The organism is Glaciihabitans sp. INWT7 (genome assembly GCF_014217685.1).
Taxonomy (GTDB): domain Bacteria; phylum Actinomycetota; class Actinomycetes; order Actinomycetales; family Microbacteriaceae; genus Lacisediminihabitans.
This window is the reverse complement of the sequence record NZ_CP043653.1, coordinates 157,476-182,869: the sequence shown is the minus strand read 5'-3', so window position 1 is coordinate 182,869 and position 25,394 is coordinate 157,476. Positions and strand designations below refer to the sequence as shown.

Genomic DNA, 25,394 nt, shown 5'->3' with positions numbered 1-25,394 from the left:
TCGGGTCTGATACGGCCACGGACTGCCTACTCGACCAGCGGGGCCCCTCGACCAGCGACGCTACGGCGCGTAGGTCGGGGCCGCCGGCAGTCCGAAGAACTCCTCCAGCGTCGTGACACCCGAGCGTTTCATCTCCGTGGCGAGCGCGACACCGACGTAGCGAAAGTGCCACGGTTCGTAGATGTATCCGGTCACCGCCGTCTTGTCCGCGGGGTAGCGCAGCACGAAGCCGAACCGGTAGGCGTTGGCCGCGAGCCAGATCCCCTGGGGGGTCTGGCCGAAGCACGCGGCGAGTGCGCAGGTGAGCGGCACGGCGCTGATGTCGGCGGCCAACCCCGACTGGTGTTCGCTGAAGCCGGGGCGGGCGCTCTGCGAATCCGCGCCCGCCTTGCCCGCGCTGGCGACGTACCCGTTGTAGACCTTCACCTGCACGGTGTAGGAGCGGTAGGCGCTTTGCAGTTGCATGCCACCAGCACCCTCTGCTTTCGCCGCGGCGAACATGGTGACGATGGCGTTGGCGGCTTCCGCGCGGAGGGTGGGCGGATTCAGGTGCTGCACCGGTGTCTCGATCAGGTCCGGTGGCACGAAGGTCAGGGGATTCAGCGGCCGCAGCTTGTCTGCGACCACCCAGATGCTGTTCGGGTCGTCGATCGAGAGGGCGGCCTTGTCGAAACCCGGAGGAGTCGGCGTAGCCGTCGGCGTGATGCTCGGTTCGGGTGACGAGGGGGCGACCGATGGCGGGCGGGTCGAAACCGTCGGAGCTTCGCGGGCGCAGGCGCCGAGCATCCCGGTGATGGAGAGCGCGACCAGGGCCGCGATCACAGGGCGCACACGACGGGAAGTCACGATTTCGATAGTAACCGCGCGCCCCCCGCGGAATGGGGACGCGGATGACTTGCATGAGGCTTGCCGTGGGTGTAACTTTGCAGACCACGCAAGATTTTCTGCCACTGTTGGACGCGTGTTCCTCAGTGGCCATTTTCGTTAACACACCCACCGCCATAAAGATCGAGGATCCATGTCACGCGTCGACGCAGCAACCCGGGCCAAAGAGGTCCATGAGTCCGGGGGGATCATGACTCACCGTCAGATCCTCTTCGTGCTCTACGGCCTCATGGCCGGCATGTTCTTGTCCGCTCTCGACCAGACCGTGGTCGGCACCTCCATCCGCACCATCGCGGATGACCTCGACGGCCTGAGCCAGCAGGCGTGGGTGACCACCGCCTACCTGATCGTCTCGACGATCGCGACCCCGATCTACGGCAAGCTCTCCGACATCTTCGGACGCCGGCCGTTGTTCATCTTCGCGATCTCCGTGTTCATCGTCGGCTCCGTCGCCTCCGGCTTCTCGACCTCGATCCTCGAACTCGCCGGATTCCGGGCGATCCAGGGCATCGGCGCCGGCGGCCTCATGGCGCTGCCGCTCGCCATCATGGGCGACATGCTCGCCCCGCGAGAGCGCGCCAAGTACCAGGGCTACTTCCTCGCCGTGTTCGGCATCTCGAGCGTCATCGGCCCGCTCATCGGCGGACTGTTCGCCGGGGCTCCGTACATCCTCTTCATCGATGGCTGGCGCTGGGTCTTCCTGATCAACATCCCGATCGGCATCATCGCGCTCGGAATGGTGCTGCGGTTCCTCCACCTGCCGAAGCGCAGCATCAATCGCCGCGTACGCATCGACTGGTGGGGCGCCACGACCGTGATCATGGCCGTCGCCCCCCTGCTGCTCGTTGCAGAGCAGGGTCGCGACTGGGGCTGGGCCTCCGGCGGGGCGATCGCCTGCTACATCGTCGGTGGACTCGGAATCATCGCCTTCATCGTCGCTGAGCGCATGATGGGGGATGACGCCCTCATCCCGCTGAAGCTGTTCCGGTCCCCGACCTTCTCGGTCGCCACCATCCTCGGTGTGCTCGTCGGTTTCGGCATGTTCGGCGCGATCTCCACGGTGCCGCTCTACCTCCAGCTCGTCAAGGGCTCGACCCCCACCGAGAGCGGCTTCCAGCTGCTCCCGATGATCCTCGGCCTGATGATCTCCTCGATCGTGAGCGGTCAGCTGATCTCCCGCACCGGCCGCTACAAGATCTTCCCGATCATCGGCACCGGATTCATGGTGGTCGGCTTCCTGCTCTTCACCACCATCAAGGCCGACACGAACTATCTCGTACTGGCCGGCGCGATGCTGCTGGTGGGTCTCGGCCTCGGGCAGCTGATGCAGACGCTCACCATCGCGAGCCAGAACTCGGTGGGGCCGCGCGATATCGGTGTGGCGACCTCGTCGTCCACCTTCTTCCGCCAGGTCGGTGGAACGCTCGGTGTCGCCGTGATCTTCTCGGTGGTCTTCAGCGTCGTCGGTGGGGCCATCAAGGCCAACTTCACCAACAAGGGCATTCTGCGCTCGGCCCTGGATGCGGCCCTCAACCCGGCTATCGCCAACGCACCGGCCAACAAGGGCATCATGTCGAAGATCTACGACTCGATCGTCGGCCCGATCAAGCAGAACCTGCCCGCGCAGGTCGACCTGTCCAACGCGACCCAGCGTCACCAGATCGTGGACAGCGTGCTGTCGAAGATCACGCCGGGCAGCGCCGGAGGGGGAAGCGCCACCACGTCTCTCGACGGAAATACCTCGTTCCTCAACAACGCCAACCACGCGCTCGCGGCACCGTTCCTCAACGGCTTCTCCGACGCAATGGTCCGCGGGTTCTGGGTGAGCCTGGTCGTCGTGCTCGTCGCGTTCATCCTGAGCTTCTTCCTCAAGGCCACCCCGCTTCGCCAGAAGTCGGCCATCCAGGAGGTCGCCGATCAGGATGCCGCGATCCTCGCCACCCAGGCGGCTGAGATGATGGGCGCGCCGCTCGAGCCCGACACCAGCTCGCGCGACAGCGACGGTGGTCGACCCGGTGACGGATCGGCCGGAGACCGGATCGGATCCGCTCCGAAGGTCTGATCTCCGCTTCACCGAAAGGGCGGTATCCAGCGACTGCTGGATGCCGCCCTTTCGTCGTGCGCGCCTCGAGATCTGCCGAGGCTAGCCCGCGGAAACGCTCGTTCCACCAGCATTTCCGGCGGTCTGCATTTCCTTTGTTGACAGTGCACCCTCATCCTGCGTAAGGTTAGCGCGTTCGCGTGGGAGCGCTCCCACGATGCAATTTGGGAGCGCTCCCACGCTTCTCCCGCAACCCCTTCCCACGCACACAAAGGAGTGACCGTGAAACTTTCACGACGCACAACAGCCGTTGCCGCCATCGCCGGCGCAGCAGCATTCGCCCTCATCGCCACCGGATGCTCGTCCGGCGGCACCCCGGCAGCCGACTCGAACAAGCCGATCACGCTGACCCTCGCCACCTTCAACAACTTCGGCTACGACGACGCGCTCCTCGCCGAGTACCACAAGCTCCACCCCAACATCACGGTCGTGCAGAACAAGGCGGCGACCTCGGATGCCGCACAGACCAACCTCTTCACCAAGCTCGCCGCCGGATCCGGCCTCGGCGACATCGAGGCCGTCGACGGCGACTGGATGCCCAAGGTGCGCAAGTACGCCAACAAGTTCGTCGACCTCGCCTCGAGCGACAACAAGGACCGCTACTCGAGCTGGAAGACCGCCGGCGGAATCGCCGACGGAAAGCAGATCGGACTCGGCACGGACATCGGTCCGGAGGCCATCTGCTACCGCTCGGATCTCTTCGCGAAGGCCGGCCTGCCGACCGAACCCGATGCTGTCGCCAAGCTCCTCACCGGCGACTGGAACACCTACTACTCGGTCGGCAAGACCTTCGCCGAAGCCAAGACCGGTGCCGCCTGGTTCGACTCCGCCGGAGCCACCTTCCAGGGTCTCGCCAACCAGTACAAGAACTTCTACGAGAAGAACGACGGCACAGTCATCGCCGCCACCAACCCGGACGTCAAGGCGGCCTTCGAGTCGGTGCTGAAGGCGAGCTCGACCGAGTCCTCACACCTCACCCAGTGGAGCGACAACTGGACGGCCGGCATGGCCAACGGCGCCTACGCGACCATGCTCTGCCCGGCGTGGATGCTCGGAGTGATCCAGGGCGACACCCCGAAACTGACCGACTGGAAGATCGCCAACGTGTTCCCGAACGGCGGAGGAAACTGGGGCGGCTCGTATTTGCTCGTTCCCACGCAGGGAAAGCACACCGCCGAGGCCAAGGCTCTCGCCGACTGGATCACCGCACCCGCCCAGCAAATCAAGGCGTTCAAGGTCGCCGGCACCTTCCCGAGCCAGGTCGCGGCCTACACCGACCCGACCCTCACGGGAGCGAAGAACACGTTCTTCAATGACGCGGAGATCGGAAAGATCTACATCGATCGCGCCAACGCAGTGAAGGTGACCCCGTTCAAGGGCGCCACTTACGGATCGATCATGACCGCCGTGCAGAACGGTCTCACGCGAGTCGAGACCGGCACCCAGTCCGTCGACGACTCCTGGAACCAGGTCGTCACCGACATCAAGGCTCTCGGCTAGTCCGTCGAGCATCACCCGGGTCGCCCGCCTCTGCGGGCGACCCGGCCCTCGTTCGCCACCGCAATCGCACCTAGGACTCGCTCCATGACAACCTCGACGCTCCGGGCGGCGCAACGCACCCCCCGTAGGATCGCCTTCAGCCAGAAACTCGGCCGCTGGGACATCCGCTTCTCGCCCTATCTCTACATCTCACCCTTCTTCCTGCTGTTCTCGGTGGTCGGCCTGTTCCCGCTGCTCTACACCGGTTGGGTGTCCCTCCACGCCTGGGATCTCATCGGCGGCCAGGGCGGTTTCGTTGGTGGGGACAACTTCGTCTGGGTGCTCCAGCAGCAGAAATTCTGGATCGCCCTGCGCAACACCTTCAGCATCTTCCTGCTCTCGTCGGTGCCGCAGATCGTCGTCGCGATAGTGATCGCCGCGGTGCTCGACACCAACCTGCGCGGCAAGACCTTCTGGCGCATGGGGGTGCTTCTTCCCTACGTCGTGATGCCGGTGGCGGTCTCGCTCATCTTCAGCAACATGTACGGCGACAAGTACGGCCTCGTCAACACCCTGCTCGCGCACCTCGGGATCCCCGGCATCCCATGGCACTCGAATCCGCTCGCCAGCCAGTTCGCGATCGCCTCCATGGTCAACTTCCGCTGGACCGGATACAACGCCCTCATCCTGCTCGCCGGCATGCAGGCCATCCCGCGCGACTACTACGAAGCCGCGACCATCGACGGCGCCGGCGCGCTTCGGCGGTTCTTCTCGATCACCATCCCGCAGTTGCGGCCGACGCTCATCTTCGTGATCATCACCGCGACGATCGGCGGGCTCCAGATCTTCGACGAGCCCCGGCTCTTCGACCAGTACGGCACCGGAGGGGCCAACAGCCAGTGGCTCACCCTCACCATCTACCTCTACAACCTCGGCTGGGGCCAACTCAACTTCGGCCGGGCCGCGGCGGTCGCCTGGCTCCTGTTCCTGGTGATCGTGCTGATCGGGCTCATCAACCTCGCAATCACCCGCCGGATTGCCAGCAACGAAGGACGCGACTCGTGACCATCTCCCCCCTCCGGCGCCGAATTCGCCCGATCACGATCGGACGCCCGAGTCCGATCGTCTATGTGTTCCTCGCGATCGTGATGGTCGCGTCCGTCTTTCCGCTCTACTGGTCTTTGCTCATCGGAAGCGGGGACTCGTCCACGATCAACGACCCGAACATGTCGTGGTGGCCGGGCGGCAACTTCTTCGCCAACGCCGCATCGGTGATCGGCAATCAGAGCGTCAACTTCTGGAAGTCGCTCGGCAACAGCGTGATCGTCTCGAGTGTCGTCTCGGCATCCGTGGTCTTCTTCTCCACCCTCGCCGGCTATTCCTTCGCAAAGCTGCGGTTCCGCGCCAAGAAGGGCCTGCTGGTGTTCGTGATCGCCACGACCGCCGTGCCGACCCAGCTCGGCGTCGTGCCGCTCTTCATCGCCATGTCGACCTTCGGCTGGACCGGCACCCTCGGAGCGGTGATCGTGCCCGCGCTGGTGAGCGCGTTCGGCGTGTTCTGGATGACGCAGTACATCGGACAGGCACTGCCCGACGAGCTGGTGGAGGCGGGGCGGATCGACGGCGCCAGCATGTTCCAGACCTTCTGGTACATCGGCCTGCCCTCCGCCCGACCGGCCGCGGCGATGCTCGCGCTCTTCACCTTCATCACCACCTGGACCAACTTCTTCTGGCCATTCATCGTGCTGAACGCAGACAATCCGACCCTGCCGGTGTCGCTTGCGACGCTGCAGGCGAACTACTTCATCGACTACTCGATCGTGCTCGCCGGCGTGCTGCTGGCGACACTCCCTCTCATCGCCCTGTTCGTGATCGCCGGAAAGCAACTGGTCGCGGGCATAATGCAGGGAGCCGTAAAGGGATGACGAGCTTCGAGACGACGATTACCGAGAGGATGGCCCCCGTGACCATCAACCCCGCTGCCGGGCCAGCTACCACCCGCGCATTTCCACAGGACTTCCTGTTCGGAGCCGCGACCGCCGCGTACCAGATCGAGGGAGCGGCCCACGAAGAGGGCCGCACCGACTCGATCTGGGATGTCTTCTGCCGCGTTCCCGGCGCCGTAGTACACGCCGACAACGGCGAAGTCGCCTGCGATCACTACCACCGCTACGCGGACGACGTTGCGCTCATGGCCGACCTCGGACTGCAGACCTACCGCTTCTCCACCTCCTGGTCGCGCGTGCGCCCGGACGGGGGGCAGGTCAACAAGCAGGGGCTCGCTTTCTACTCCAAGCTGGTGGACCAGTTGCTCGAGAAGAACATCAAACCGTGGCTCACCCTGTATCACTGGGATCTGCCGCAGGCCCTCGAGGATAAGGGCGGCTGGGCGAATCGCGACACCGCCTACCGGTTCGCCGAATACGCGGCCACGGTGCACGACGTGCTCGGTGACCGGGTGGATGCCTGGACCACCCTCAACGAACCGTGGTGCGCCTCCTTCCTCAGCTATATCGGCGGAGAGCATGCCCCGGGCCGCCAGGATGTGCCCGCCGGCCTCGCGGCGGCACACCACCTTCTGCTCGGCCACGGACTGGTCATCCAGGAGCTGCGTAAACGCGACCCCGCCCTGCAGCTCGGCATCACCCTCAACCTCACGGTGGCCGACCCGGTGGATCCCGACGACGCCGGGGATCTGGATGCCGCCCGGCGCATCGACGGCCAGTTCAACCGGTTCTTCCTCGATCCGATCTTCCGGGGCGAGTATCCGGAAGACGTGCTCCAGGATGTCGCGGGCAACGGCTTCGAGACCGTCGTGCAGCCCGGAGACCTGGGCATCATCTCGACACCCATCGATGCACTCGGCGTCAACTATTACCACGGTGAATTCGTGAGCGCGAAGCCCGGAGCGCAGGAGACCACCACAGCGGCGCCGTCCGAGCGTCCCAAGCGATCGCCATTCCCCGCCGCCGACGGCGTCTACTGGCACTCGCGCGGACTTCCGCAGACCGCCATGGACTGGGATGTGCAGCCGGAGGGCCTCACTCGCCTCCTCCGTCGTGTGCACGACGAATACAGCGGCCCAGCGGGCGTCGCCATCGCGGTCACCGAGAACGGCGCGGCCTACGACGACGTCGTTCTCGCGGATGGCTCGGTCGACGACGCCGACCGCCGAAGCTTCCTCACCGCCCACCTCGATGCCATCCTCGATGCCGTCGACGACGGCGTGCCGGTGAAGGGCTACTTCTACTGGTCGCTGCTCGACAACTTCGAGTGGGCCTGGGGATACGACAAGCGGTTCGGGATCGTGAGAGTGGACTACGAGAGCCAGGCCCGCACTCCGAAGGCCAGCGCCATCGAGTACTCGCGGATCATCGGCGAACGCGCGCTGTAGCGCAGCCGACGGCCCGCCGGCTCTGGCTAGACTTCGGGCAGATGAGTATCGCGCCGTCGGCAAGACGAGTCGTGCCGACCCTTGAGGCCGTGGCGGCGGCCGCCGGCGTGTCTCGATCCACGGTGTCGCGGGTGGTGAACGGGTCGAGCCAGGTGAGCCCCGAGGTGCTCGAGGCGGTGCAGGAGGCGATCCGCGCCCTCAACTACAGTCCCAACCGGGCGGCACGCTCGCTCGCCAACGCCCGTACCCTCGCGATCGCGCTGGTGATCCCCGAGGAGACCAGCCGCTTCTTCGGAGACCCCTACTTCGCGGCGATCGTACAGGGAATCACTCGCGAGCTCGACCGCAGCGACTACGTTCTCACCCTGCAGCTCGCCCAGTCCCGACCGAGTGAGAAGACCATCCGCTACCTCACCGGGGGCAACGTCGACGGGGCTTTCGTGGTGTCCCACCACTCCGGCAACGAGTTTCTCGCGACGCTGCAAGACACGATTCCGGTGGTCTACAACGGGCGCCCGATGCGATTCGATGATCCGCCGGCGTATTTCGTGGATGTCGACAACGCCGCCGCGGCGGCCCGGGGCACCCAATACCTGATCGATCGCGGACGAAAGCACGTCGGCATCATCGCCGGTCCACCGGACATGCCGGCCGGGGCTGACCGGGCCGAGGGCTCCCTTCGCGCGCTCTCGGCGGCCGGGCTCGCCGTCGACCGCGTGGCCTACGGAGACTTCACCCAGCTGAGTGGCGCCCGCGCCATGCGCGAACTCCTCGACCGCTTTCCCGACACCGATGCGGTGTTCGTGGCGAGCGACCTCATGGCAACGGGTGCCGTCTCCGTGCTGGGCGAGCGCGGTCGCAGCGTGCCGGAGGATGTGGCCGTGGTGGGCTTCGACGATTCCCCGGCCGCTTCGAGCGGCGCCATCCAGCTCACGACCGTCCACCAGCCCGCCGAGGCGATGGGGGCGAAGATGGCGCAGATGATGCTCAGCCTGCTGCGCGGCGAATCCGTGGACCACCAGTGCATCATGGAGACGCACATCGTGGAGCGCGACAGCGCATAATCCCGCGGCTACAGCGTGGCGAACCTCAGGGCCACCACGGCGAGTGCGAGAAGCAGCAGCACGGCATTGACCGGATAGGACTTCGGTTCCTTGCGGCGAGCGTGCACCACGAACGCGGCGACCTGCACGAGCACGAGCCCGATGGCGGCGATCGCCGTGACCACCGGCGCGATGTTGGTGGAAAGGGGCAGGATCACGCCGAGCGCACCGAGCAGTTCGAGGGCACCGACGAGCTTGACCTGGCCGGCGGTGGCATCCTCCACCCATCCCATGCTCTGCTGCAACGCGTCTTTAGGCCTGAAGAGCTTGAGTGCTCCGACACCGAGATAGAGGACGGTGAGAAGCACGGCGGTGATCCAGAGGGCGATATCCATGAATTTCCTTTGATTATTACGATGCGTGCGTAGCCACACTTAGAGTTACTTTTGACTCGTCAGCCTTTATACATCACCGCGATCACGCACTGCAGTGTGCGTCACGAACAGGGAAGTGCCCATGGAACGCAGCGTTCACAGGTCGCCTGCCGACCTCGCGGAGATGGATGGCATGTGTTCCGCCTCGATCGAGCAGGGCATGATCCTTCGCGACCTGCTCGACCACCTCGGTGACAAGTGGACCCTTCTGGTGGTCGGGATGCTCGAGAACGGTGCCGTGCGCTATTCCGAGCTCAAGAATCGCGTGCCCGGCATTTCCCAACGCATGCTGACGCTCACCCTGAAGAAGCTCGAGCGCGACGGTCTCGTGAGCCGACAGAGCTTCGCCGAGGTGCCGCCGCGCGTCGAATACAGCCTCACGGAGCTGGGGCGAACACTGCTCGAACCCGCCCTCGGTTTCGCGCGCTGGGCGATGGAGAGTTCCGATCACATCACTGCCGCACGGGCGGCCTACGACTCCCGCGACTGAGTATCGCTCCCGGGCGAGCTTCCGCTCCGAAGACGCCGGGAACTCTCGGCTCGCCGACGACCTCGGAGCACAGTGGAGTGAAGAACACCGAAAGGACTGTCATGACGAGCACCACACTTCCCGGAGGAACCTTCACCCTCGCCGGAGGCCCGACCCTTACCCGCATGGGCTATGGAGCGATGCAACTCGCCGGACCTCACGTCTTCGGTCCCCCCGCGGACCGTCCCGGAGCCGTCGCGGTGCTCCGCACAGTCGCCGATCTCGGGATCAACCACATCGACACCTCCGACTTCTACGGCCCGTTCGTGACCAACGAGATCATCAGGGAGGCGCTGCACCCCTACCCCGATGACCTCCACCTCGTCACCAAAGTCGGCTCGCTGCGCGATGCCGAGGGCAACTGGCCGCCGGCACGCTCCCGCGACCAACTGCGGCAAGCCGTGCACGACAACCTCTCGCGCCTCGGTCTCGACGCGCTCGAGGTGGTGAACCTGCGCGTCGGTGCCGTGGACGGGCCGAGCGCCGGATCCATCGCGGAGCCCTTCACCACCCTGGCCGAACTGCAGCAGGAGGGTCTGATCCGGCACCTCGGAGTCAGCACGGTCAGTGCGGAACAGGTGGCGGAGGCCCAGTCCATCGCCCCGATAGTGACGGTACAGAACATGTACAACATCGCTCATCGCCAGGATGGCGCTCTCATCGACTCGCTCGCCGATCAGGGCATCGCCTACGTGCCCTACTTCCCGCTCGGCGGATTCACCCCCCTCCAGTCGGAGGTGCTCAGCGCCGTCGCCCAGCGCCTCGAGTCCTCCCCGATGGGGGTTGCGCTGGCGTGGCTGCTCCAGCGCTCGCCCAACATCCTGCTCATTCCGGGAACCTCCTCCCTCGCCCACCTTCACGACAATGTGGCGGGAGCGGCGCTGGAACTGCCGGCGGACGCGATCGAACAACTCGATTCGATCGGCGAATGACCGCCGCCTGAGTCGCCCTTTCGGCGGGGCCCCTGGCGGTGGACTGTCCCTCCGGGGGCGCCTAGCATCGAACACATGGCTCTCCTCCACCGCGCCCAGCTGACTCCGTCGAAGATCGAACTGGTATCGGCCTGGGCTCCCACCCAGTCATGGTTTCCGGGCGGCGCCACGTCGGCGCTGACGAGTGTCGCGTCCTATCGATACGACGATCCGGATGGTGAGGTCGGCATCGAGACCCTCATCGTGAGAGTCGCCGACGGGCCACTGCTGCAGGTGCCCCTCACCTACCGTGCAACGCCGCTCGCCAGCGCCACAGAATCGCTGATCGGCACCACGGAGCACTCGGTGCTGGGCACGCGGTGGGTGTACGACGCCACCGCCGACCCCGTCTACCTGACCGCGGTCTCTGCGGCGGCGTTCACGGGCGGGGTGCAGGCAGACGAATACTTCGAGGTGGACGGCGAGAGAGTCGCGCGTGATTCCTCCGCCCGAGTGACCGGAAGCGGGCATCCCGGCGCTACTGTGCCGTCCTCGGCTGGCACCATCTCCACGCGGCACGACGCTGCAACCACGGCGGTCGAGGCGGGCGGCATCCGGGTGGTCGTCGCCCGCGTGCTCGACGGGGCGACGGGTCCCGAGGGCACCGGACAGCAATCACTGGCCGGCACCTGGCCGGAGCAGCCCGAACCACGGCCGCTCGTCTGGGTGAGCGTGCTGTCGTAACGCCACAGCACTGCGGCTACTCGAACGCGACGCCGGCCTTCGTGAGCCGCGCGCGGATCACGGCGAGCGCATCCGCACTCTCGTCGACGAGCACGAAGCGGCGACCGAGGGATGCGGCGACCGCGCCGGTCGTGCCCGAACCGGCGAAGAAGTCGAGCACCCAGTCACCCTCGCGGGTGGAGGCCTGGATCATGCGGCGCAGGATGCCCTCCGGCTTCTGCGTGGGATAGCCGGTCTTCTCCCGACCGGTGGGCGAGACGATGGTGTGCCACCAGACATCCGTCGGCAGCTTACCGAGCGCGACCTTCTCCGGAGTGACGAGCCCCGGGGCCATATAGGGCTCGCGGTCGACGGTGGTCGAGTCGAAGTAGTACCCCTTCGGGTTCTTCACATAGACGAGGATCGTGTCGTGCTTCGTCGGCCAGCGATTCTTGGACTTGGCTCCGTAGTCGTAGGCCCAGATGATCTCGTTGAGAAAGCACTCGCGTCCGAAGAGCGCGTCGAGCAGCACCTTGGCGTAGTGGGCCTCGCGATAGTCGAGGTGGAGGTAGAGCGTGCCGTCGTCGGCGAGCAAACGCCAGGCCTCGGCGAGGCGCGGCTCGAGAAAGGTCCAGTAGTCCTCGAAGTGGTCGTCATAGCTCATCAGGTCGCCGCGGATGCGCTCGTATTGCTGCCCCTTGAACCCGCGGATCGGGCCCGTCGCGGAGCGCACGCTCGTCGTGGACTGCCGGGCCTGCGAGCGCCCCGTGTTGAAGGGCGGGTCGAGGTAGACCAGGGTGAAAGCGCCGTCGGGCAGCGCCGCGACGGCCGCGAGGTTGTCATCGTGGATCACGCGATCGGGTGATTCGGGCGTCCAGGCGGCGGGCATCCTCTTATTCTCCCGCACCCGCAAGTCAATCCCTTTGCGCTGCCCGGGCGCCGAACGTAGTCTCGTGTGATGTCCACTGCCGTGCAGCACCTCCCAGCCCAGAACCGTTACGTCTTCACCAAAGACGGCGTCGAGGTCGGACTCACCGACTACCAACTCCGGGACCGAGACATCCACATCACCCATACCGAGATCGATCCATCGATGCGCGGTGCCGGTCTCGCGTCGGAGATGGTGCAGTCGGTGCTCGATCACATCCGCACCGACACCGACTACCGTGTCGTGGCCGAATGCCCCTATGTGGTGACCTGGTTGAGTCGCCATCCGGAGTACCAGGAGCTCGAGCAGCGCGCCTGAGGGTCTGACGGCAGCCCGGGCAGTTCGCTCCATTGGAGATTCTCGGCGAACGGCTTGCTGAGGGCGGATTTTCGGCCGCGGAGCCGGCGCGTCGCTCCCGGCGACGAGCGTGTCGGCGGTGTCATCCGCTCCCGGCTACTCGCTGGCGCAGGGGATTCGCGTTTCGGGGCGGGCTGAAGGGCGCCGCGCGCTACTCGCGAGGAGCGCGCCCGAGGTCGATCGTGACGCGACCACGGTAGATGCCGGCCTCTTCCGAGGGACGCACCGGATCACCGGCAACCGGAACAGGGGCGGGAAGGATGGTCTGGCGATCCATCTCGATCGCCGCCTCGTGTCGGGCCGGTGCGAAGATCTCGTCTCCGATGCCCATTAGTCCGGCGCCGTTTCCGGCGCTGCGCGACTTGCTCTTGCCGACGATGTCGATGAGCCCGAAGCGCTGGCCGAGGATGCCGAACAGCACAAGGCCGACGACCACACCCCCGAAGATCCACCAGTTCACCCCTCAAGGTTACGGGACGCTCCGGCGGAAGGAGTCATCCTTGAGGCGGATATCGGCGAATCACGGCACCCGGTAGAGCCAGTCATCCGTCGCGAATTTCTCCTCCACGAGCTGCTGTGCGCGGGCGAGCTCGTCGGCAGTGACGTCGTCCGCGGTCGCGCCGTACAGCCGAGTGAAGGTCTGCTCCATGCGCTCGATGATCTGGGCCCGGCTGAGTCCGGTCTGGCTGCGCAGCGGATCGACGCGCTTGTTCGCGCTCTTCGTGCCCTTGTCGCTCATCTTCTCGCGGCCGATGCGCAGCACCTCCACCATGCGGTCGCCATCCATGTCGTAGCTCATGGTCACGTGGTGCAGCACCGCTCCGGTGCCCAGTCGCTTCTGGGCGGCTCCGCCGATCTTGCCGCTCGGGCTCGTGATGTCGTTGAGCGGCTGGTAGGAGGCGTCGATCCCCAGCGATTTGAGTGCGGTGATGACCCACTCGTCGAGAAAGGCATAGGAGTCGGCGAAGGTCATGCCGTGCACGAGGTCCGTCGGTGCGTAGATCGAATACGTGATGACCGATCCGGCCTCCATGAACATGGCACCCCCGCCGCTGACGCGACGAACCACCTGGAAACCGTACTTCGCCGCGTTCTCGAGATCGACCTCATTCTTCACCGACTGGAAGCTGCCGATCACCACCCCGGGCTCGTTCCACTCCCAGATGCGCAATGTCGGCTTGCGGCGACCGGCCCCGACCTCCTCAGAGAGAACCTGGTCTATCGCCATCTGCAGCACGGGCGGATAGGCGGCACCGTGGATGAGCTGCCAGTCGTAGTCGGTCCAGCTGGTGGCCCGGGCGAGCGAGCGCCGCACGGCGACCGCAACCGCATCCGGCGAGAATCCGAGCATCATCACGTCGTCGGGCAGTGCGCCCTGCACCGCGAACGAGATCGTGGAGGCGTCGCTGTCTTCTGCGAGACCGTTGACGGCGTCGTTGATCAGGGCGAGCGCATCATCCGGCTCGAGGAAGAAGTCTCCGGCGAGGCGGAAGTTGGCGATGCGGTGGTCGATCACGTCGAGGTCGACGACCACGAGCTTGCCGCCGGGGACCTTGTACTCACCGTGCATTGCTGTGCCTTTCGTCGCGCGGATTCCAGCCTAGGGCCGCGCGCCTCGCTCGGGTGGGGGCTACTCGGGCGCGAGGTGGGTTTTCAGCCACTCGATAGTGTCGGCGAAGACCTCTTCGCGGTTGATCTCGTTGAAGACCTCGTGCCGGGCATCCGTGTAGATGATCAACTTCACATCGCTGAGCTTCGACCGGGTGAGGTATTCGTGAGCCAGCAATTCGACGCTCTTCGCTCCGCCGAGGGTGTCTTCACTTCCGATCATGATGAGCACCGGGATGTCCCGGGCAAGATTCTTCGCCGGGCGACCGAGCAGGCGAAGGCTGTCCATCACGCCAAAGAGTTTCATGCCATTCGCCTTGAACGTGAGGGGATCGTCGAGGAAGGCCTGCCCGACCGACGGGTCGCGGCTCAGCCATTCGTACCCGGTGGTGCCGAGATGGGCATGCTTCTTCGCCAGATCTCCACCGTTCATGTGGATGAGGGTGCGGTAAGCGGTGCCCGTGAGAATCAGGGCCTCGTAGTCGTCAGCGTGCTCATTGACGATCGACTGCGCGATGAGCGAGCCCCAGCTGTGCCCGAGCAGCGCGAGCGGAAGCCCCTCATTCTCGTGCCTGATGATCGGAAGCAACTCCCGCACCGAACGGATGGTGGAGCGGATGCCCCCCGGTCCGAGCTTGCCGAGCTGGGAGCGATCTCCGCCCCACTGCTCGAGGCCGGTCTGTCCGTGTCCACGGTGGTCATCCGCATAGACGGAGTAGCCGGAAGCGACGAGCCGCTGCGCGAGCTCCTCGTATCGCGCCGCATACTCCCCGAGCCCATGGGCGATCTGCACGACGCCGATCGGCTTGCCCACCTTCCAGTGGAAGAAGTGGATCGTCACGCCGTCCGAGTCGACGAAGGTGCGCTCCTGTCGCGTGGCGGTGAACTGGACCATCGGAACTCCTTGCAGCGAGCGATTCTCGGGTGCTCCAGTGTAGAGCGCAGGGCGTCCGCGCACCGAGAGTCGAAACGCCGCGAGATCGCGGCGATTCGGCGAGACAGGGGCGACCGCCCGAACTCTATCGCCGGTGCACCCGAATCGCCTCGTCGTCGGGGTGGGCCCCGATACCCCGGAAACCTTCGATATCGAGCCCGTCGACATCGATCGCCTCGACGGCATGAGAGAACTCCTCCGGCCGGCTGCCCCAGACCACCTCGCACCCCCGCAGGGTGACATCCGTGGCCGTGTCGATGTGGAAGCCGCTGATGCGGTGGGGGTAGAGGTCCGTTCCGCTGTCGAACGGACGCCGATCGTATTCGCCGCCCGGCCAAGACGACCAGCGGTCGAGTTCGACGCGCACGTTCTCGAGCACGACGCCGCGGATGCGGTCGGCGCCGGATGCGGAGATGTAGACCCCCGTCTCGCTGCGGGCAAGGATGTTGCGAAACCGCACGTTACGGATCTGGCCGACCCGATCGTGCCAGGGGTAGGCCGAGACGTAGATCGGTTCGCCATGCCCCCACCAGTCCTCGGCGAAATGGCGAGTCTCCACGATGCAGTCGCTGAACAGGATGTTCTCGAAGTCGCCCTCCTGCCCGAGGTTCACCGAGAGACCGCGATGGGAGGAGCGGATCACGCAGTTCGACACCACCACGTTGCGAATGTCCGACACGGCATCCACCCCGACCACGATTGCGCTCGAGGTGGACTGCAGCGTGCAGTTCGTGATCACGATGTCTTCCGTCGGGCCGTACTCGGGGAATTCCTCGCAGGTCTTGAGAGAAATCGCATCATCACCGCTGGAGATCTCGCAATCGCTGATGCGCACCTGCCGGCAACGGTCCAGATCGATTCCGTCGACGTTCGGATACTTGAGATCGGTGTCGATGCGGATTCCCGAGATCACGGCCCGGTCGACACCGGTAAGACGGATGCACAAGAGTCCGGCGTCGGTGAAGGTGGCGTCACGAAGCGTCACGTCCTCACAGTGGATGAAGAACACGGTGAATGGCCGGGTATTGGGGCAGCGGTAGATGTAGCCAGTGTCGGATTCGATGAAGTGCCGACCGCCGCCGCGCACCGTTCCCGCGCCGGTGATGGCGATGTTGTGGGCATCCCGCGCTCCGATCAGGATGTAGGTCTGCTCGCTGTCGTCGGAGATCTGCCCGCTCGACAGGGCGGAGACCCGGAAGCGCTCGGTGTAATCCTCGGCCCGCGGGCTGCCGTCAAGCACAGCGCCGCGCTCGAGGTGCAGCTCGACGTCACTCTTCAACATGATCGAGCCGATCACGAATACACGACCACTCGGCACGAGCACTCTGCCGCCCCCCGAGGCGGCACAGGCGTCGATCGCCGCCTGGACCGCCGCCGCATCGTTGGTGATTCCGTCGCCGATGGCGCCGAACTCGAGAATGTCGAGAGTGGTCATCCTGTTCCTCCGTTGGCTGTCGCTCGCGTGGTGTCGCTGGCCACCGCACTCATTGAGCCTGCGCCTCGACCAGCTGCCGGTACCGGCCATCCAGGGCGAGCAACTCGTCGTGCGAGCCCACCTCGGCGATGTGACCGTGGTCGAGCACCACGATGCGGTCGGCAGAGCGGATGGTCGAGAGCCGGTGCGCGACGATGAGGGTGGTCCGACCCCCGATCAGCCGCTGGAGCGCCTGCTGCACGAGCCGCTCCGACTCGCCGTCGAGAGCAGAGGTCGCCTCGTCCAGCAGCAGGATGCGCGGGTCGCGGATGAGAGCACGCGCGATCGCGAAGCGCTGGCGCTGGCCGCCCGAGAGCCGGGATCCGCGCTCGCCGACGATCGTGTCCCACCCCTCGGGCATGTCGGCCACGATCTCCGTCGCATTCGCATCGGCGAGGGCCTGACGCACCTCTTCGTCGCTGGCGCCCACCAGGCCGTGGGTGATGTTCTCCCGCACGGAGCCCTCGAAGAGCACCGATTCCTGGGGTACCACCGCCACGAACGCCCGCAGGGTGCGCATGTCGATTTCGGCCATGTCGCGGCCGTCGAAGAGGATGCGGCCCTCTGTCGGGCGCAGAAACCCCAGTACGAGGTTGAGCAGCGTGGACTTGCCCGAACCGGACGGACCCACGAAGGCGATGGTCTCCCCCCGTCGGATGTGGAGATCGATGCCGGAGAGCACCGGTCGAACGCCGTCCGAATGCTCGAACCCCACGTTCTCCAGGCGGAGGTCCCCGTCGAGAGACGACACCGCCGCCTTGCCGCTGTTCGCCTCGACGTCTGGCTCCTCGAGCACCTCGCAGATGGACTTCACCGACTCGATCCCTCGCGTGATGATCGGGGCGAGAGATAGCAGCGCGACGATGCTGCCGGTGAGGATCGTGAAGTAGGTGCTGAGCAGCACCACCTCGCCGGGCGTGATCGCGATGAAACCGGTGAGGGAAGCGAGCGCGGCGCCGGTGAGGCACAGCACGCCGAGCGACTGATAGGAGATCCAGCTGAGGGCACCGAACGACCCGTTCAGCCTGTCGAGCTTCAGGCCGGCGTCACGCACGCCCTCGGCGCTGCGACCGACCCGATCCGCGGCATCCGATTCGAGACCGTGAGCGCGGGTGATGGGCATCAGGGTCGACATCTCGCCCACCCGCGCAGAGAGGTGCTCGACGGTGTGGCGGAACTGCTCGTTCCGCGCATTCGACCGGCGTCGCAGCCCCCTCACGAGCAGCGCCGCGACCGGCACCGCGATGAAGAAGACCGGCACGAATGCCGGCACCCGCAGGGCCGTGACCACGATCGCGCCGGCGAGTACGAAGAATGCGGAGAACCCCGTCTGAGCCGTCTGCTGCATCATCAACTCGATGTTCTCCACATCCCGGATGATCTTGGTCTGGATGATCGACGAACTCGCACGGGAGTGATACCCGATCGTGAGCTCCTGCAACTGGTGGGTCAGGCGGTTGCGGATGTCCACGGCGAGCTGTCGAACGCTGCCCATGTAGAGCGTGACGAAGACGATATTGGTCGGGAAATTCTGCACGAGGATCACCAACGCAACCCCCAACAGCCAGAACAGCTGCTGCGGGCGGCCGTGAGACACCACGATGTCGATCACCGAGGCGGTGATCACGGGAAGCACCCACTGCGGGCTGTCTTTGATGCCGAAGACGAGCATCGACAGCAGGATGCGCAGACGGAACGGTCTCAACCACCCGAGCAGGGTGCGGCCGGGGCGCGCGGCATCGGCCCCGGTAGTGCGCCGCTCGGTCACGGCGATGCGGTGATCATTGGCGCCGCAGCGCGTAGTGCTCGCGCACGAAGTCTTCCGCCGGCTTGCCGTAGACGCAGTAGTCGTCGTCGCTCGCCGCGTCTTCGAGGGCGTAGAGGCGCGGTGGCCAGTCCCAGAGCATGAAGCCCTGCACCCAGGGACGCTTCGCACAGGTGTCGAAGGCGTCACGGTACCACTCGGCCTGCTCCGCACCTGAGACGGCGCCCTCGAGCGTCCAGTCGTTCGGCCGGGCGGCCGATCCGACCCTGCTCGGGCATCCGGATTCCATGAAGAAGAACGGCTTACCGGCACTCTCGACGACGGGTGCGATGCGGTCGAGCTGGGCATCCCAATCCCCGAGCGGGTAGTAGCCGCTCGATGAGATGATGTCGACGGCGTCCCACCAGGTCACCCTGTCTTCCTGGTACTTGTCGCAGTTGTAGGTGACGAGTCCGCCGTAGACGGCGCGTACGGCTGCGATGAGGGCACGCCACTCGGATTCCCTTTTATCGGTCTGCACCATCTCGCAGCCGACGCAGAGCATCTCGCAGCCCTCCTCTTCGGCGATGCGGGCGTAGTGCACCACGAACCGGGTGAAGGAGGCGAACCACTCGGCCCAGCTCGGCTCGCCCGGCACTTCCTCATCGAAGAAACCGATGAAGGCACGCCAGGTGCCATCGGCCACATTCACCACGGGCTTCAGGCAGACCTTGAGTCCGCGGGTCTTCGACTCGCGGATGGCCCAGCGCACCTCGTCATCGGTGACCGTCGGCTCGTCTCCGAAGCGGATCTCGGTGGACTGGGCAGTCGCCTGCAGCGCACCGAATGCGATCCCGACCCAGTTGACGTTGAGGTCGACCAGCTTGGACAGCGAGTCCTCTGCCTCCGCCGTCGCCCAGGTGCCACGCACGCCGGTCCATCCCCAGGTCATACCGCAGAACTGCTCCGTCTTCACCTCGGTCATGAGGCGGCCACGAGCTGGTTCGCACTGCGCAGCACCGTCGGCTGGGACCAGGCGGAATCGTCGATCCGGGCTTCGGTGGTAACGGCCACGGTCACGCTCTCCCCGGGGAGAAGGGTGATGAGCTGGTCGTCCACTCTGGCGTCGCCATCGAGCTTGTCGACGAGCAGCGCCAGGTCGCGCACGAGGTTCGCGGCGGTCACGGTGACGGCGTATCCACCCGCGACGGAGGTCGCGGCGACGGTGAGCTGCGGTGCCTCGAGACGGGAATCGCGGTATTCGGCGAAGAACCAGAAGGCTCGTCGGCCACCGAGCGTCACCTCGAGCAGCTCGGATGCCACGTCATCCGGAGTCGTCACGGTGGAATCCACGTGAATCGTCGCGGTCGTGCGCGGCGGCGCGTCGACAGCGACGGCGGTCGAGGCGAGCTCCGTGCCATCGAACCGCAGGCGGCGCACGACCGCGCTGCCCGACCAGGGCTCGTCGGTGTCGTTGGACGCGCTGGCGATGATCGCCTCGCCGCGGGGCTGGAAGCTGAGCATCCGGTCCTCGTAGGCGTGTTTGATCGCATAGAGCAAGGGCTTCGGGCGACCATCCCCGTCGACGGCCGCCCACGAGGTGACGGGCCAGCAGTCGTTGAGTTGCCAGACGATCGAGCCCATGCAGGTCGGCGCGAGCGAACGGAAGTGCTCGATGCCGGTCTGTACGGCGACCGCCTGGTTGAGCGACATGGCCCAATGCCAATCGTCGATGTCGTCCGGCAGCGGAAGGTGGGTGACCAGCCCGTCGATGAGCTTGACGTTGCCGTCCTGCGCCTTCTGATGAATCAGCATCCCGGGAGACTCCGGGGTCAGCGGGGAGTCCGACAGCGACCGGGTCATGGTCGACCAGGTCGGCGGTCCCTGCCAGCCGAACTCTCCCACGAACCGCGGATTGTGGTCGCGGTAATGGGGATAGTCCTGCCGATTCCAGAGCTCCCAGAGGTGCACGGAACCATGCGCCGGGTCGTTCGGATAGTGCTCGTCGGTCGGCGAGAAGGGGCTGCTCGGCGTGTACGCGCGGGAGGGGTCGAGTTCGGCGAGAAGCGAGGGCAAGAGGTCGAGGTAGTACCCGAGCCCCCAGCTGCGATCGCCGAGCCGCTTCTCCCAGCCCCACTCCTGGTAGCCCCAGATGTTCTCGTTGCTGCCGTTCCAGATCACCAGGCTCGGGTGGGGCATCAGTCGCACGATGTTGTCCCTCGCCTCGGCCTCGACCTCGGACCGCATCGGCTCCTCCTCGGAGTAGGCGGCGCAGGCGAAGAGGAAGTCCTGCCACGAGAGCATGCCATGCTCGTCGCAGACGTCGTAGAAGTCGTCGCTCTCGTAGATGCCTCCTCCCCAGACCCGCAGCAGGTTGATGTTCGCGCTCGAGGCCTGCAGGATGCGCTCCTCGTACCGCGCGCGGTCCACCCGGTGCACGAAGGCGTCGTCGGGGATCCAGTTGGCGCCCTTGATGTAGATCGGGCGATCGTTCACCAGGATCGTGAAGGGGGTGCCAGATTCGTCCGGTGTCGTGTCGATGCTCACGGTACGGAATCCGAGGCGGCCGTGCCACGAGTCGAGTTCGACCCCGTCGTCCTCGAGCACCACATCGAGGTCGTAGAGCGGATGCTCGCCGTGGCCGATCGGCCACCAGCGCTCGGCATCCGGCACCACGATCCTGGCTTCGACGACCGACTCTCCCGGCTCGAAGCGCACGGTGGCGGACACGGTGCCCACGCTCACGTGCGCAGAGCACACGGTGGTCGCCGCTCCGGCGATCTCCAGTCGGACCGTGGCGACGCCGTCGGTTCCCTCCATCGAGACCGTCGGCCGCACGGAGTCGAGCCGGGCGCCCGACCAGCTCTGCAGGGTGACCGGACGCCAGAGACCGACCGTCGCGGTATCCGGCCCCCAGTCCCACCCGAAGCTGCAGGCCATCTTGCGGATCGAGTTGTACGGATGGTGGTTGACGTGCGGGCGGTAACCCTGCTCGAGGCTCTCGCGATCTGCGTACCTCACCGGGGAGGCGAAGGTGACCGTGAGCTCGTTCTCCCCCTCGCGCAACAGCGACCGCACGGATTCGCGGTAGGTGCGGTGCATGTTGCGTGTCTCGGCGATGACCGAACCGTTGAGCTCGACCCGGGCGACGGTGTCGATGCCCTCGAACACCAGCTCCACGTGATCGAAGCCCTCGTCATTCCAGTCGAATGTCGTGCGGTATTCCCAGTCGCAGGCGCCGATCCAGGCCTGCAGCCGTTCGTGGTCGTCGAGGTAGGTGTCGGCGATGAGGCCGGCCGCGAGCAGGTCGGTGTGAATGCTTCCGGGCACGGTGGCCGCGACGGTTCGACCCGTGATCTGTTCGGGCGCCGGACCCGCGACGGCGCGCGCGGTCCAGCCGTCATGGAGCTGCCGGGTAGCCTTCGATCCCGCGCCGGTGGTGGTCGCCACACTCGTGGTGGTGCTGCTCATTTGGTTGCCCCCTGGGTGAACCCGTTGTAGATGAATCGTTGGAGTACGAGGAAGATGACGAGCGTCGGGATGATCACCAGCAGTGCCCCTGCCGAGATGATCTGCCACTGCGAGCCGTACGGCCCTTTGAATGCGAACAGCGCCGTGGAGATCATCGCGTTCTCCGGAGACGGGGCGTAGAGGAACGCCTGGTAGAACTCGTTGTAGATGGCGATGCCCTTGATGATCACCACAGTGGCGATCGCGGGCTTCAGCAGCGGCAGGATGACCCGCCAGTAGATGGTGAACTTGTTGGCGCCGTCGAGCATCGCCGCCTCATCCACATCCTTCGGGATCGACTGCATGAACTGCACGAAGATGTAGATCGAGATGATGTCGGTGCCGAGGTTGAGCGCAATCAGCGACCACAGGCTGTCATACAGGCCGAGGCCGTTGACGATCTGGAACGTCGCGACCTGTGTCGTGACGCTGGGAACGAGGGTCGCGACCAAGAAGAGCCCGATCACCACCTTCTTGAAACGGAACTCGAAGCGATCCACGGCGTAGGCCGTCATCGACCCGATCACGATCGTGCCGAATAGGGAGACGATGAGCACGAAGGTCGTGTTCCGGAAACCCACCGCCATGTTGCCGTCGGTGAACGCCGTCACGAAGTTGCTGAAATTGAACCAGTCCTTCGGCAGCTGTAGGGGCCCGGTCGTGGCGAACTCACGTTTCGTCTTGAAAGCGGTGATGACCAGCACGACGAGGGGGAGCAACGTGATGGCGCTCGCCACGGTGAGGATGACGTACTTCGACACCGCCCCGCCCACCATGCCGGCGTGCCCCTGCCGTGACCGTCGGGGCGCCTCCACCCGTCCCCGTGCCTCGGCGCGTGTTGTTGTCGTCATGTGAGGTTCACCTCGTCGTCCGGAACCAGTTTTCGTTGGATGTACGTCACGATCAGCACGATGATCAGCAGCACGACGGCCATGGCAGACGCGAGCCCCACCTGGCGGTACGTGAAGGCCTGCTGGATGGTCTTGATCACGAAGGTGCTGCTGCCGTTCGTGCCCCCGGTGATGATGAAGGGGATCTCGAATACGGAGAGGCTGCCCGAGATCGCGAGGATGAACGAGAGGCTGATGATGCGTTTGATGCCCGGAAGGATGATGAACCGGAACTGTTGGATCTTGTTCGCCCCGTCCAGGTCGGCGGCCTCGTAGAGCGACGCCGGGATGGATTGGATCGCCCCGAGGAACAGGATGAAGCTGAGGCCGGTGTACCGCCAGATCGACGTCGATGCGAGCGAGATGTTCACCACGTCGGGATTGCCGAGCCACTGCACGGTGAGCTGCTGCAGGCCGACGATCTTGAGCACGCTGTCGAGGGTGCCGTTGGGCTGGAAGAAGTACAGGAACATCAGGCCGATGGCCACGCCGTTGAGCAGAGTCGGGAAGAACAGGATGCCCTTGAACAGGTTACGGAGGCGTGTGCTGAAACTCAGCACTGTCGCGAAGTAGAGCGCGAATCCCATCTGCAGGAACGACGCCACGATGTAGTACAGGCTGACGACGAAGACCCGGAGGAATTCCGGTTTCGTGAAGATGTCGATGTAGTTCTGGATGCCGATGAAGTTCTTGGTGAGGTCGATGCCATCCCAGTCCGTGACGCTGTACCAGAACAGGTTCACGGCCGGGACGTAGGTGAACACGAGCAGGAACGCGAGAGGGACGAGCAGGAACAGGTAGGGCGTGATCTTGCGCTGCCGCACCCCCTTGCGGGGTGGAGTGGTCTTCTTCTCCACCGCCTCACGAGGGGCGACAGCAGTGGGGAGGACTCCCCCGGTAGTGCCAGTCACTGGTGACATCGTGCCTGTCCTTCCGGGGGAATCCCCCCACAACTGCTCTGTTGGTCGGTCGAATTCGTTACTGCGGGCGCTCGGTCGTTACGACTTCACGCTAGCGAGCGCATCCGCCCACTGCTTGTTGAGGTCCGCGAAGTAGGACTTCATATCGCCCGGGGCAGCACCGCGGGCGATATCGACCAGCTTCTGGCGGTAGAGCATGCCGAACAGGTCGATCTGCGCCTTGTTGTAGATGTCCGAGTCGAGGGTCGGATTCTTCGCCGCGTTAAGCTCGACGTACTGCACGTCGGCGTCGGTGAAGTCCTGCAGTGTGGCGGGGTTCTTCGATCCGACCAACGGCGAGAGCGCTCCGGAGTCCGCGGCGAAGGTCGACTTGGTGGTGAACCAGTCGACCCAGGCCCGGGCGGCCGGCTTGTTCTTGGAGTTCACGTTCACCGCGAGGTTGACGTCTCCGCCGATGTTCGAGTGGAACTTGCCGTCGGTCTGGAACGGCATCGGCATGAACCCGATGTCGGCCGGGTCAGCTCCCGCGTCCTTGGCAGCCTGCTGGAACTGCACGATGGCCCAGGAACCGAGAACGGCGGTCGCGGCCTTGCCGGTCGCGAGCAGACCCTTGGATCCTTCCCACGCGGTGGTGGTCGGGTCGGATTCGCTCAGCCCGTCGTGCACGACGCTGTAGAGCAGCGCGTCGGTGGTGTACTGCTCCGTGCCGGGAGTCCAGGGGGACTTGTTCTTGTCCCGGTCGGCCACGACATCCGCGTTGCCCGAGAAGCCCTGCTGGCCCTGCCAGCTGCTGAGCGGCCAGCCATCCTTGTAGTTGGTGTAGTACGGAATCGCGTCTGTCTTGCTCTTGATCAGCTTGAGGTCGGCGATGAACTCGTCCGGGGTCTTCGGCAGGCTGGTGACGCCGGCCTCTTTCCAGATCCGCTTGTTGTAGAGGATTCCGTTCGCGTTGCCGAAGGTCGGAAGACCGTACTGCTTGCCCTTGTACGACTTGTCATTGAGGAACCGGTACGTGTCCTTCAGCTTCGCCGTGTCTCCGAGCGGCTCGAAGAACTGCGGAAGCTGGTTGGGGGTGACCGATGACGGGATGCCGAGCACGTCGCCGTAGTTCTTGGTGCTGAGGCGCGTGGTCACCTGGCCCTCGTAGTCGGTGATGCCCTGCACCTTGACGGTGACCTTGGGATAGATCTTCTCGAATGCCGCGGTGTAACCGGCGTAGGTCTTGTCTTTGATGAGGTCGGTGCGGTTGGTGAGAACCGTGATCTCGCCGGACGGAGTTCCGTCGGATGATCCACCGCCCCCGGTCGAGCATCCCGCGAGCAGGAGGGCGGATGCCGCCACTGCCGCGATCACGATGTGCTTCTTTGCCATCTCTTGGTCTCCAGATCTATGTCGCCCTTGACGAGACAGCGCCGTCGCCAAGTTGCGCTGCGGGTTTGTGGTGCACGCCGTCCTCGACGACGCTAAGCCAGTATCCGCCGGTCGTCAATACTCAATGTCAGCGTTGACATGAATTGGGTCCCAACTCGT

At 65.3% G+C, this 25,394-nt stretch carries 23 protein-coding genes; 10 read left to right on the top strand and 13 right to left on the bottom strand.

The genetic code is table 11. From position 1 onward, the window contains the following. Positions 1–60: 60 nt before the first annotated feature. Entirely contained in the window at positions 61–846 is a 786-nt protein-coding gene (locus F1C58_RS00875; RefSeq protein ID WP_255461186.1) for a M15 family metallopeptidase, read from the bottom strand. A 172-nt stretch (positions 847–1,018) separates the two neighbouring features. Between F1C58_RS00875 and F1C58_RS00870 the strand changes: the two genes are divergently transcribed. From F1C58_RS00870 to F1C58_RS00845, 6 genes are all read left to right on the top strand, one after another. Further along, a complete protein-coding gene (locus F1C58_RS00870) occupies positions 1,019–2,947 on the top strand; it encodes an MDR family MFS transporter (RefSeq protein ID WP_255461185.1) in 1,929 nt (642 codons plus the stop codon). Positions 2,948–3,208: 261 nt separating this feature from the next. Then, positions 3,209–4,486, top strand: a complete 1,278-nt coding sequence (locus F1C58_RS00865) for an ABC transporter substrate-binding protein (RefSeq protein ID WP_185202181.1) — start codon at positions 3,209–3,211, stop codon at positions 4,484–4,486. A gap of 84 nt (positions 4,487–4,570) precedes the next feature. Continuing rightward, positions 4,571–5,530 (top strand): carbohydrate ABC transporter permease, encoded by a 960-nt coding sequence (locus F1C58_RS00860; RefSeq protein ID WP_185202180.1) that lies wholly within the window; start codon positions 4,571–4,573, stop codon positions 5,528–5,530. Then, positions 5,527–6,390: a carbohydrate ABC transporter permease gene (locus tag F1C58_RS00855; RefSeq protein ID WP_370543675.1), complete on the top strand. Its 864-nt coding sequence runs from the start codon at positions 5,527–5,529 to the stop codon at positions 6,388–6,390. The genes F1C58_RS00860 and F1C58_RS00855 overlap by 4 nt, the downstream gene beginning before the upstream one ends. 29 nt (positions 6,391–6,419) lie before the next feature. Next, the gene (locus F1C58_RS00850; protein ID WP_185203912.1) at positions 6,420–7,859 is read left to right on the top strand and encodes a GH1 family beta-glucosidase; all 1,440 of its coding nucleotides are present in this window, start codon (positions 6,420–6,422) and stop codon (positions 7,857–7,859) included. Positions 7,860–7,900: 41 nt separating this feature from the next. Continuing rightward, positions 7,901–8,923, top strand: a complete 1,023-nt coding sequence (locus F1C58_RS00845; protein WP_185202179.1) for a LacI family DNA-binding transcriptional regulator — start codon at positions 7,901–7,903, stop codon at positions 8,921–8,923. 8 nt (positions 8,924–8,931) lie between these two features. Here F1C58_RS00845 and F1C58_RS00840 read toward each other — a convergent pair whose 3' ends face one another. After that, positions 8,932–9,297, bottom strand: a complete 366-nt coding sequence (locus F1C58_RS00840; protein WP_185202178.1) for a DoxX family protein — start codon at positions 9,295–9,297, stop codon at positions 8,932–8,934. Between the two features lie 121 nt (positions 9,298–9,418). On the opposite strand from F1C58_RS00840, the gene F1C58_RS00835 reads away from it, so the two are divergent. The 3 genes from F1C58_RS00835 (at position 9,419) to F1C58_RS00825 (ending at position 11,520) form a co-directional block, all read left to right on the top strand. Next, entirely contained in the window at positions 9,419–9,826 is a 408-nt protein-coding gene (locus F1C58_RS00835) for a helix-turn-helix domain-containing protein (protein WP_255461183.1), read from the top strand. A 101-nt stretch (positions 9,827–9,927) separates the two neighbouring features. Then, complete coding sequence (locus F1C58_RS00830) at positions 9,928–10,797, top strand: aldo/keto reductase family oxidoreductase (RefSeq protein ID WP_185202177.1); 870 nt, start codon at positions 9,928–9,930, stop codon at positions 10,795–10,797. A gap of 75 nt (positions 10,798–10,872) precedes the next feature. Further along, positions 10,873–11,520 carry a hypothetical protein gene (locus F1C58_RS00825; RefSeq protein WP_185202176.1) on the top strand — a complete coding sequence of 216 codons (648 nt, stop codon included), beginning with the start codon at positions 10,873–10,875 and terminating at the stop codon, positions 11,518–11,520. A 16-nt stretch (positions 11,521–11,536) separates the two neighbouring features. On the opposite strand, the gene F1C58_RS00820 is transcribed toward F1C58_RS00825, so the two are convergent. Continuing rightward, entirely contained in the window at positions 11,537–12,388 is an 852-nt protein-coding gene (locus F1C58_RS00820; RefSeq protein WP_185202175.1) for a site-specific DNA-methyltransferase, read from the bottom strand. A 69-nt stretch (positions 12,389–12,457) separates the two neighbouring features. Between F1C58_RS00820 and F1C58_RS00815 the strand changes: the two genes are divergently transcribed. Beyond that, the gene (locus F1C58_RS00815) at positions 12,458–12,745 is read left to right on the top strand and encodes a GNAT family N-acetyltransferase (RefSeq protein ID WP_185202174.1); all 288 of its coding nucleotides are present in this window, start codon (positions 12,458–12,460) and stop codon (positions 12,743–12,745) included. A gap of 190 nt (positions 12,746–12,935) precedes the next feature. On the opposite strand, the gene F1C58_RS00810 is transcribed toward F1C58_RS00815, so the two are convergent. From F1C58_RS00810 to F1C58_RS00765, 10 genes are all read right to left on the bottom strand, one after another. Further along, the gene (locus tag F1C58_RS00810) at positions 12,936–13,244 is read right to left on the bottom strand and encodes a hypothetical protein (protein WP_185202173.1); all 309 of its coding nucleotides are present in this window, start codon (positions 13,242–13,244) and stop codon (positions 12,936–12,938) included. A 60-nt stretch (positions 13,245–13,304) separates the two neighbouring features. Continuing rightward, on the bottom strand, positions 13,305–14,354 hold the full coding sequence (locus tag F1C58_RS00805) for a biotin/lipoate A/B protein ligase family protein (RefSeq protein ID WP_185202172.1): 1,050 nt from the start codon (positions 14,352–14,354) through the stop codon (positions 13,305–13,307). Between the two features lie 60 nt (positions 14,355–14,414). Beyond that, a complete protein-coding gene (locus F1C58_RS00800; RefSeq protein WP_185202171.1) occupies positions 14,415–15,287 on the bottom strand; it encodes an alpha/beta hydrolase in 873 nt (290 codons plus the stop codon). Between the two features lie 124 nt (positions 15,288–15,411). After that, on the bottom strand, positions 15,412–16,761 hold the full coding sequence (locus tag F1C58_RS00795; protein ID WP_185202170.1) for a glycoside hydrolase family 28 protein: 1,350 nt from the start codon (positions 16,759–16,761) through the stop codon (positions 15,412–15,414). 49 nt (positions 16,762–16,810) lie between these two features. Continuing rightward, the gene (locus F1C58_RS00790; RefSeq protein ID WP_255461182.1) at positions 16,811–18,568 is read right to left on the bottom strand and encodes an ABC transporter ATP-binding protein; all 1,758 of its coding nucleotides are present in this window, start codon (positions 18,566–18,568) and stop codon (positions 16,811–16,813) included. Positions 18,569–18,581: 13 nt separating this feature from the next. Beyond that, entirely contained in the window at positions 18,582–19,529 is a 948-nt protein-coding gene (locus F1C58_RS00785; RefSeq protein ID WP_185202169.1) for a 1,4-beta-xylanase, read from the bottom strand. Then, entirely contained in the window at positions 19,526–22,015 is a 2,490-nt protein-coding gene (locus F1C58_RS00780; protein ID WP_185202168.1) for a glycoside hydrolase family 2 protein, read from the bottom strand. Before F1C58_RS00780 ends, F1C58_RS00785 begins: the two co-directional genes overlap by 4 nt. Next, on the bottom strand, positions 22,012–22,905 hold the full coding sequence (locus F1C58_RS00775) for a carbohydrate ABC transporter permease (RefSeq protein ID WP_185202167.1): 894 nt from the start codon (positions 22,903–22,905) through the stop codon (positions 22,012–22,014). The genes F1C58_RS00780 and F1C58_RS00775 overlap by 4 nt, the downstream gene beginning before the upstream one ends. Further along, positions 22,902–23,864, bottom strand: a complete 963-nt coding sequence (locus tag F1C58_RS00770; protein ID WP_185202166.1) for a carbohydrate ABC transporter permease — start codon at positions 23,862–23,864, stop codon at positions 22,902–22,904. The genes F1C58_RS00775 and F1C58_RS00770 overlap by 4 nt, the downstream gene beginning before the upstream one ends. Before the next feature lie 78 nt (positions 23,865–23,942). Then, entirely contained in the window at positions 23,943–25,235 is a 1,293-nt protein-coding gene (locus F1C58_RS00765) for an ABC transporter substrate-binding protein (protein ID WP_185202165.1), read from the bottom strand. Positions 25,236–25,394: the final 159 nt, after the last annotated feature.

Excerpts from the sequence above, each read along its gene's own strand:
- F1C58_RS00870 (WP_255461185.1), top strand. The coding sequence starts at position 1,019 with ATGTCACGCGTCGACGCAGCAACCCGGGCCAAAGAGGTCCATGAGTCC.
- F1C58_RS00860 (WP_185202180.1), top strand. The coding sequence starts at position 4,571 with ATGACAACCTCGACGCTCCGGGCGGCGCAACGCACCCCCCGTAGGATC.
- F1C58_RS00850 (WP_185203912.1), top strand. The coding sequence starts at position 6,420 with ATGGCCCCCGTGACCATCAACCCCGCTGCCGGGCCAGCTACCACCCGC.
- F1C58_RS00845 (WP_185202179.1), top strand. The coding sequence starts at position 7,901 with ATGAGTATCGCGCCGTCGGCAAGACGAGTCGTGCCGACCCTTGAGGCC.
- F1C58_RS00840 (WP_185202178.1), bottom strand. The coding sequence starts at position 9,297 with ATGGATATCGCCCTCTGGATCACCGCCGTGCTTCTCACCGTCCTCTAT.
- F1C58_RS00835 (WP_255461183.1), top strand. The coding sequence starts at position 9,419 with ATGGAACGCAGCGTTCACAGGTCGCCTGCCGACCTCGCGGAGATGGAT.
- F1C58_RS00830 (WP_185202177.1), top strand. The coding sequence starts at position 9,928 with ATGACGAGCACCACACTTCCCGGAGGAACCTTCACCCTCGCCGGAGGC.
- F1C58_RS00825 (WP_185202176.1), top strand. The coding sequence starts at position 10,873 with ATGGCTCTCCTCCACCGCGCCCAGCTGACTCCGTCGAAGATCGAACTG.
- F1C58_RS00820 (WP_185202175.1), bottom strand. The coding sequence starts at position 12,388 with ATGCCCGCCGCCTGGACGCCCGAATCACCCGATCGCGTGATCCACGAT.
- F1C58_RS00815 (WP_185202174.1), top strand. The coding sequence starts at position 12,458 with ATGTCCACTGCCGTGCAGCACCTCCCAGCCCAGAACCGTTACGTCTTC.
- F1C58_RS00805 (WP_185202172.1), bottom strand. The coding sequence starts at position 14,354 with ATGCACGGTGAGTACAAGGTCCCCGGCGGCAAGCTCGTGGTCGTCGAC.
- F1C58_RS00800 (WP_185202171.1), bottom strand. The coding sequence starts at position 15,287 with ATGGTCCAGTTCACCGCCACGCGACAGGAGCGCACCTTCGTCGACTCG.
- F1C58_RS00795 (WP_185202170.1), bottom strand. The coding sequence starts at position 16,761 with ATGACCACTCTCGACATTCTCGAGTTCGGCGCCATCGGCGACGGAATC.
- F1C58_RS00785 (WP_185202169.1), bottom strand. The coding sequence starts at position 19,529 with ATGACCGAGGTGAAGACGGAGCAGTTCTGCGGTATGACCTGGGGATGG.
- F1C58_RS00780 (WP_185202168.1), bottom strand. The coding sequence starts at position 22,015 with ATGAGCAGCACCACCACGAGTGTGGCGACCACCACCGGCGCGGGATCG.
- F1C58_RS00775 (WP_185202167.1), bottom strand. The coding sequence starts at position 22,905 with ATGACGACAACAACACGCGCCGAGGCACGGGGACGGGTGGAGGCGCCC.
- F1C58_RS00770 (WP_185202166.1), bottom strand. The coding sequence starts at position 23,864 with ATGTCACCAGTGACTGGCACTACCGGGGGAGTCCTCCCCACTGCTGTC.
- F1C58_RS00765 (WP_185202165.1), bottom strand. The coding sequence starts at position 25,235 with ATGGCAAAGAAGCACATCGTGATCGCGGCAGTGGCGGCATCCGCCCTC.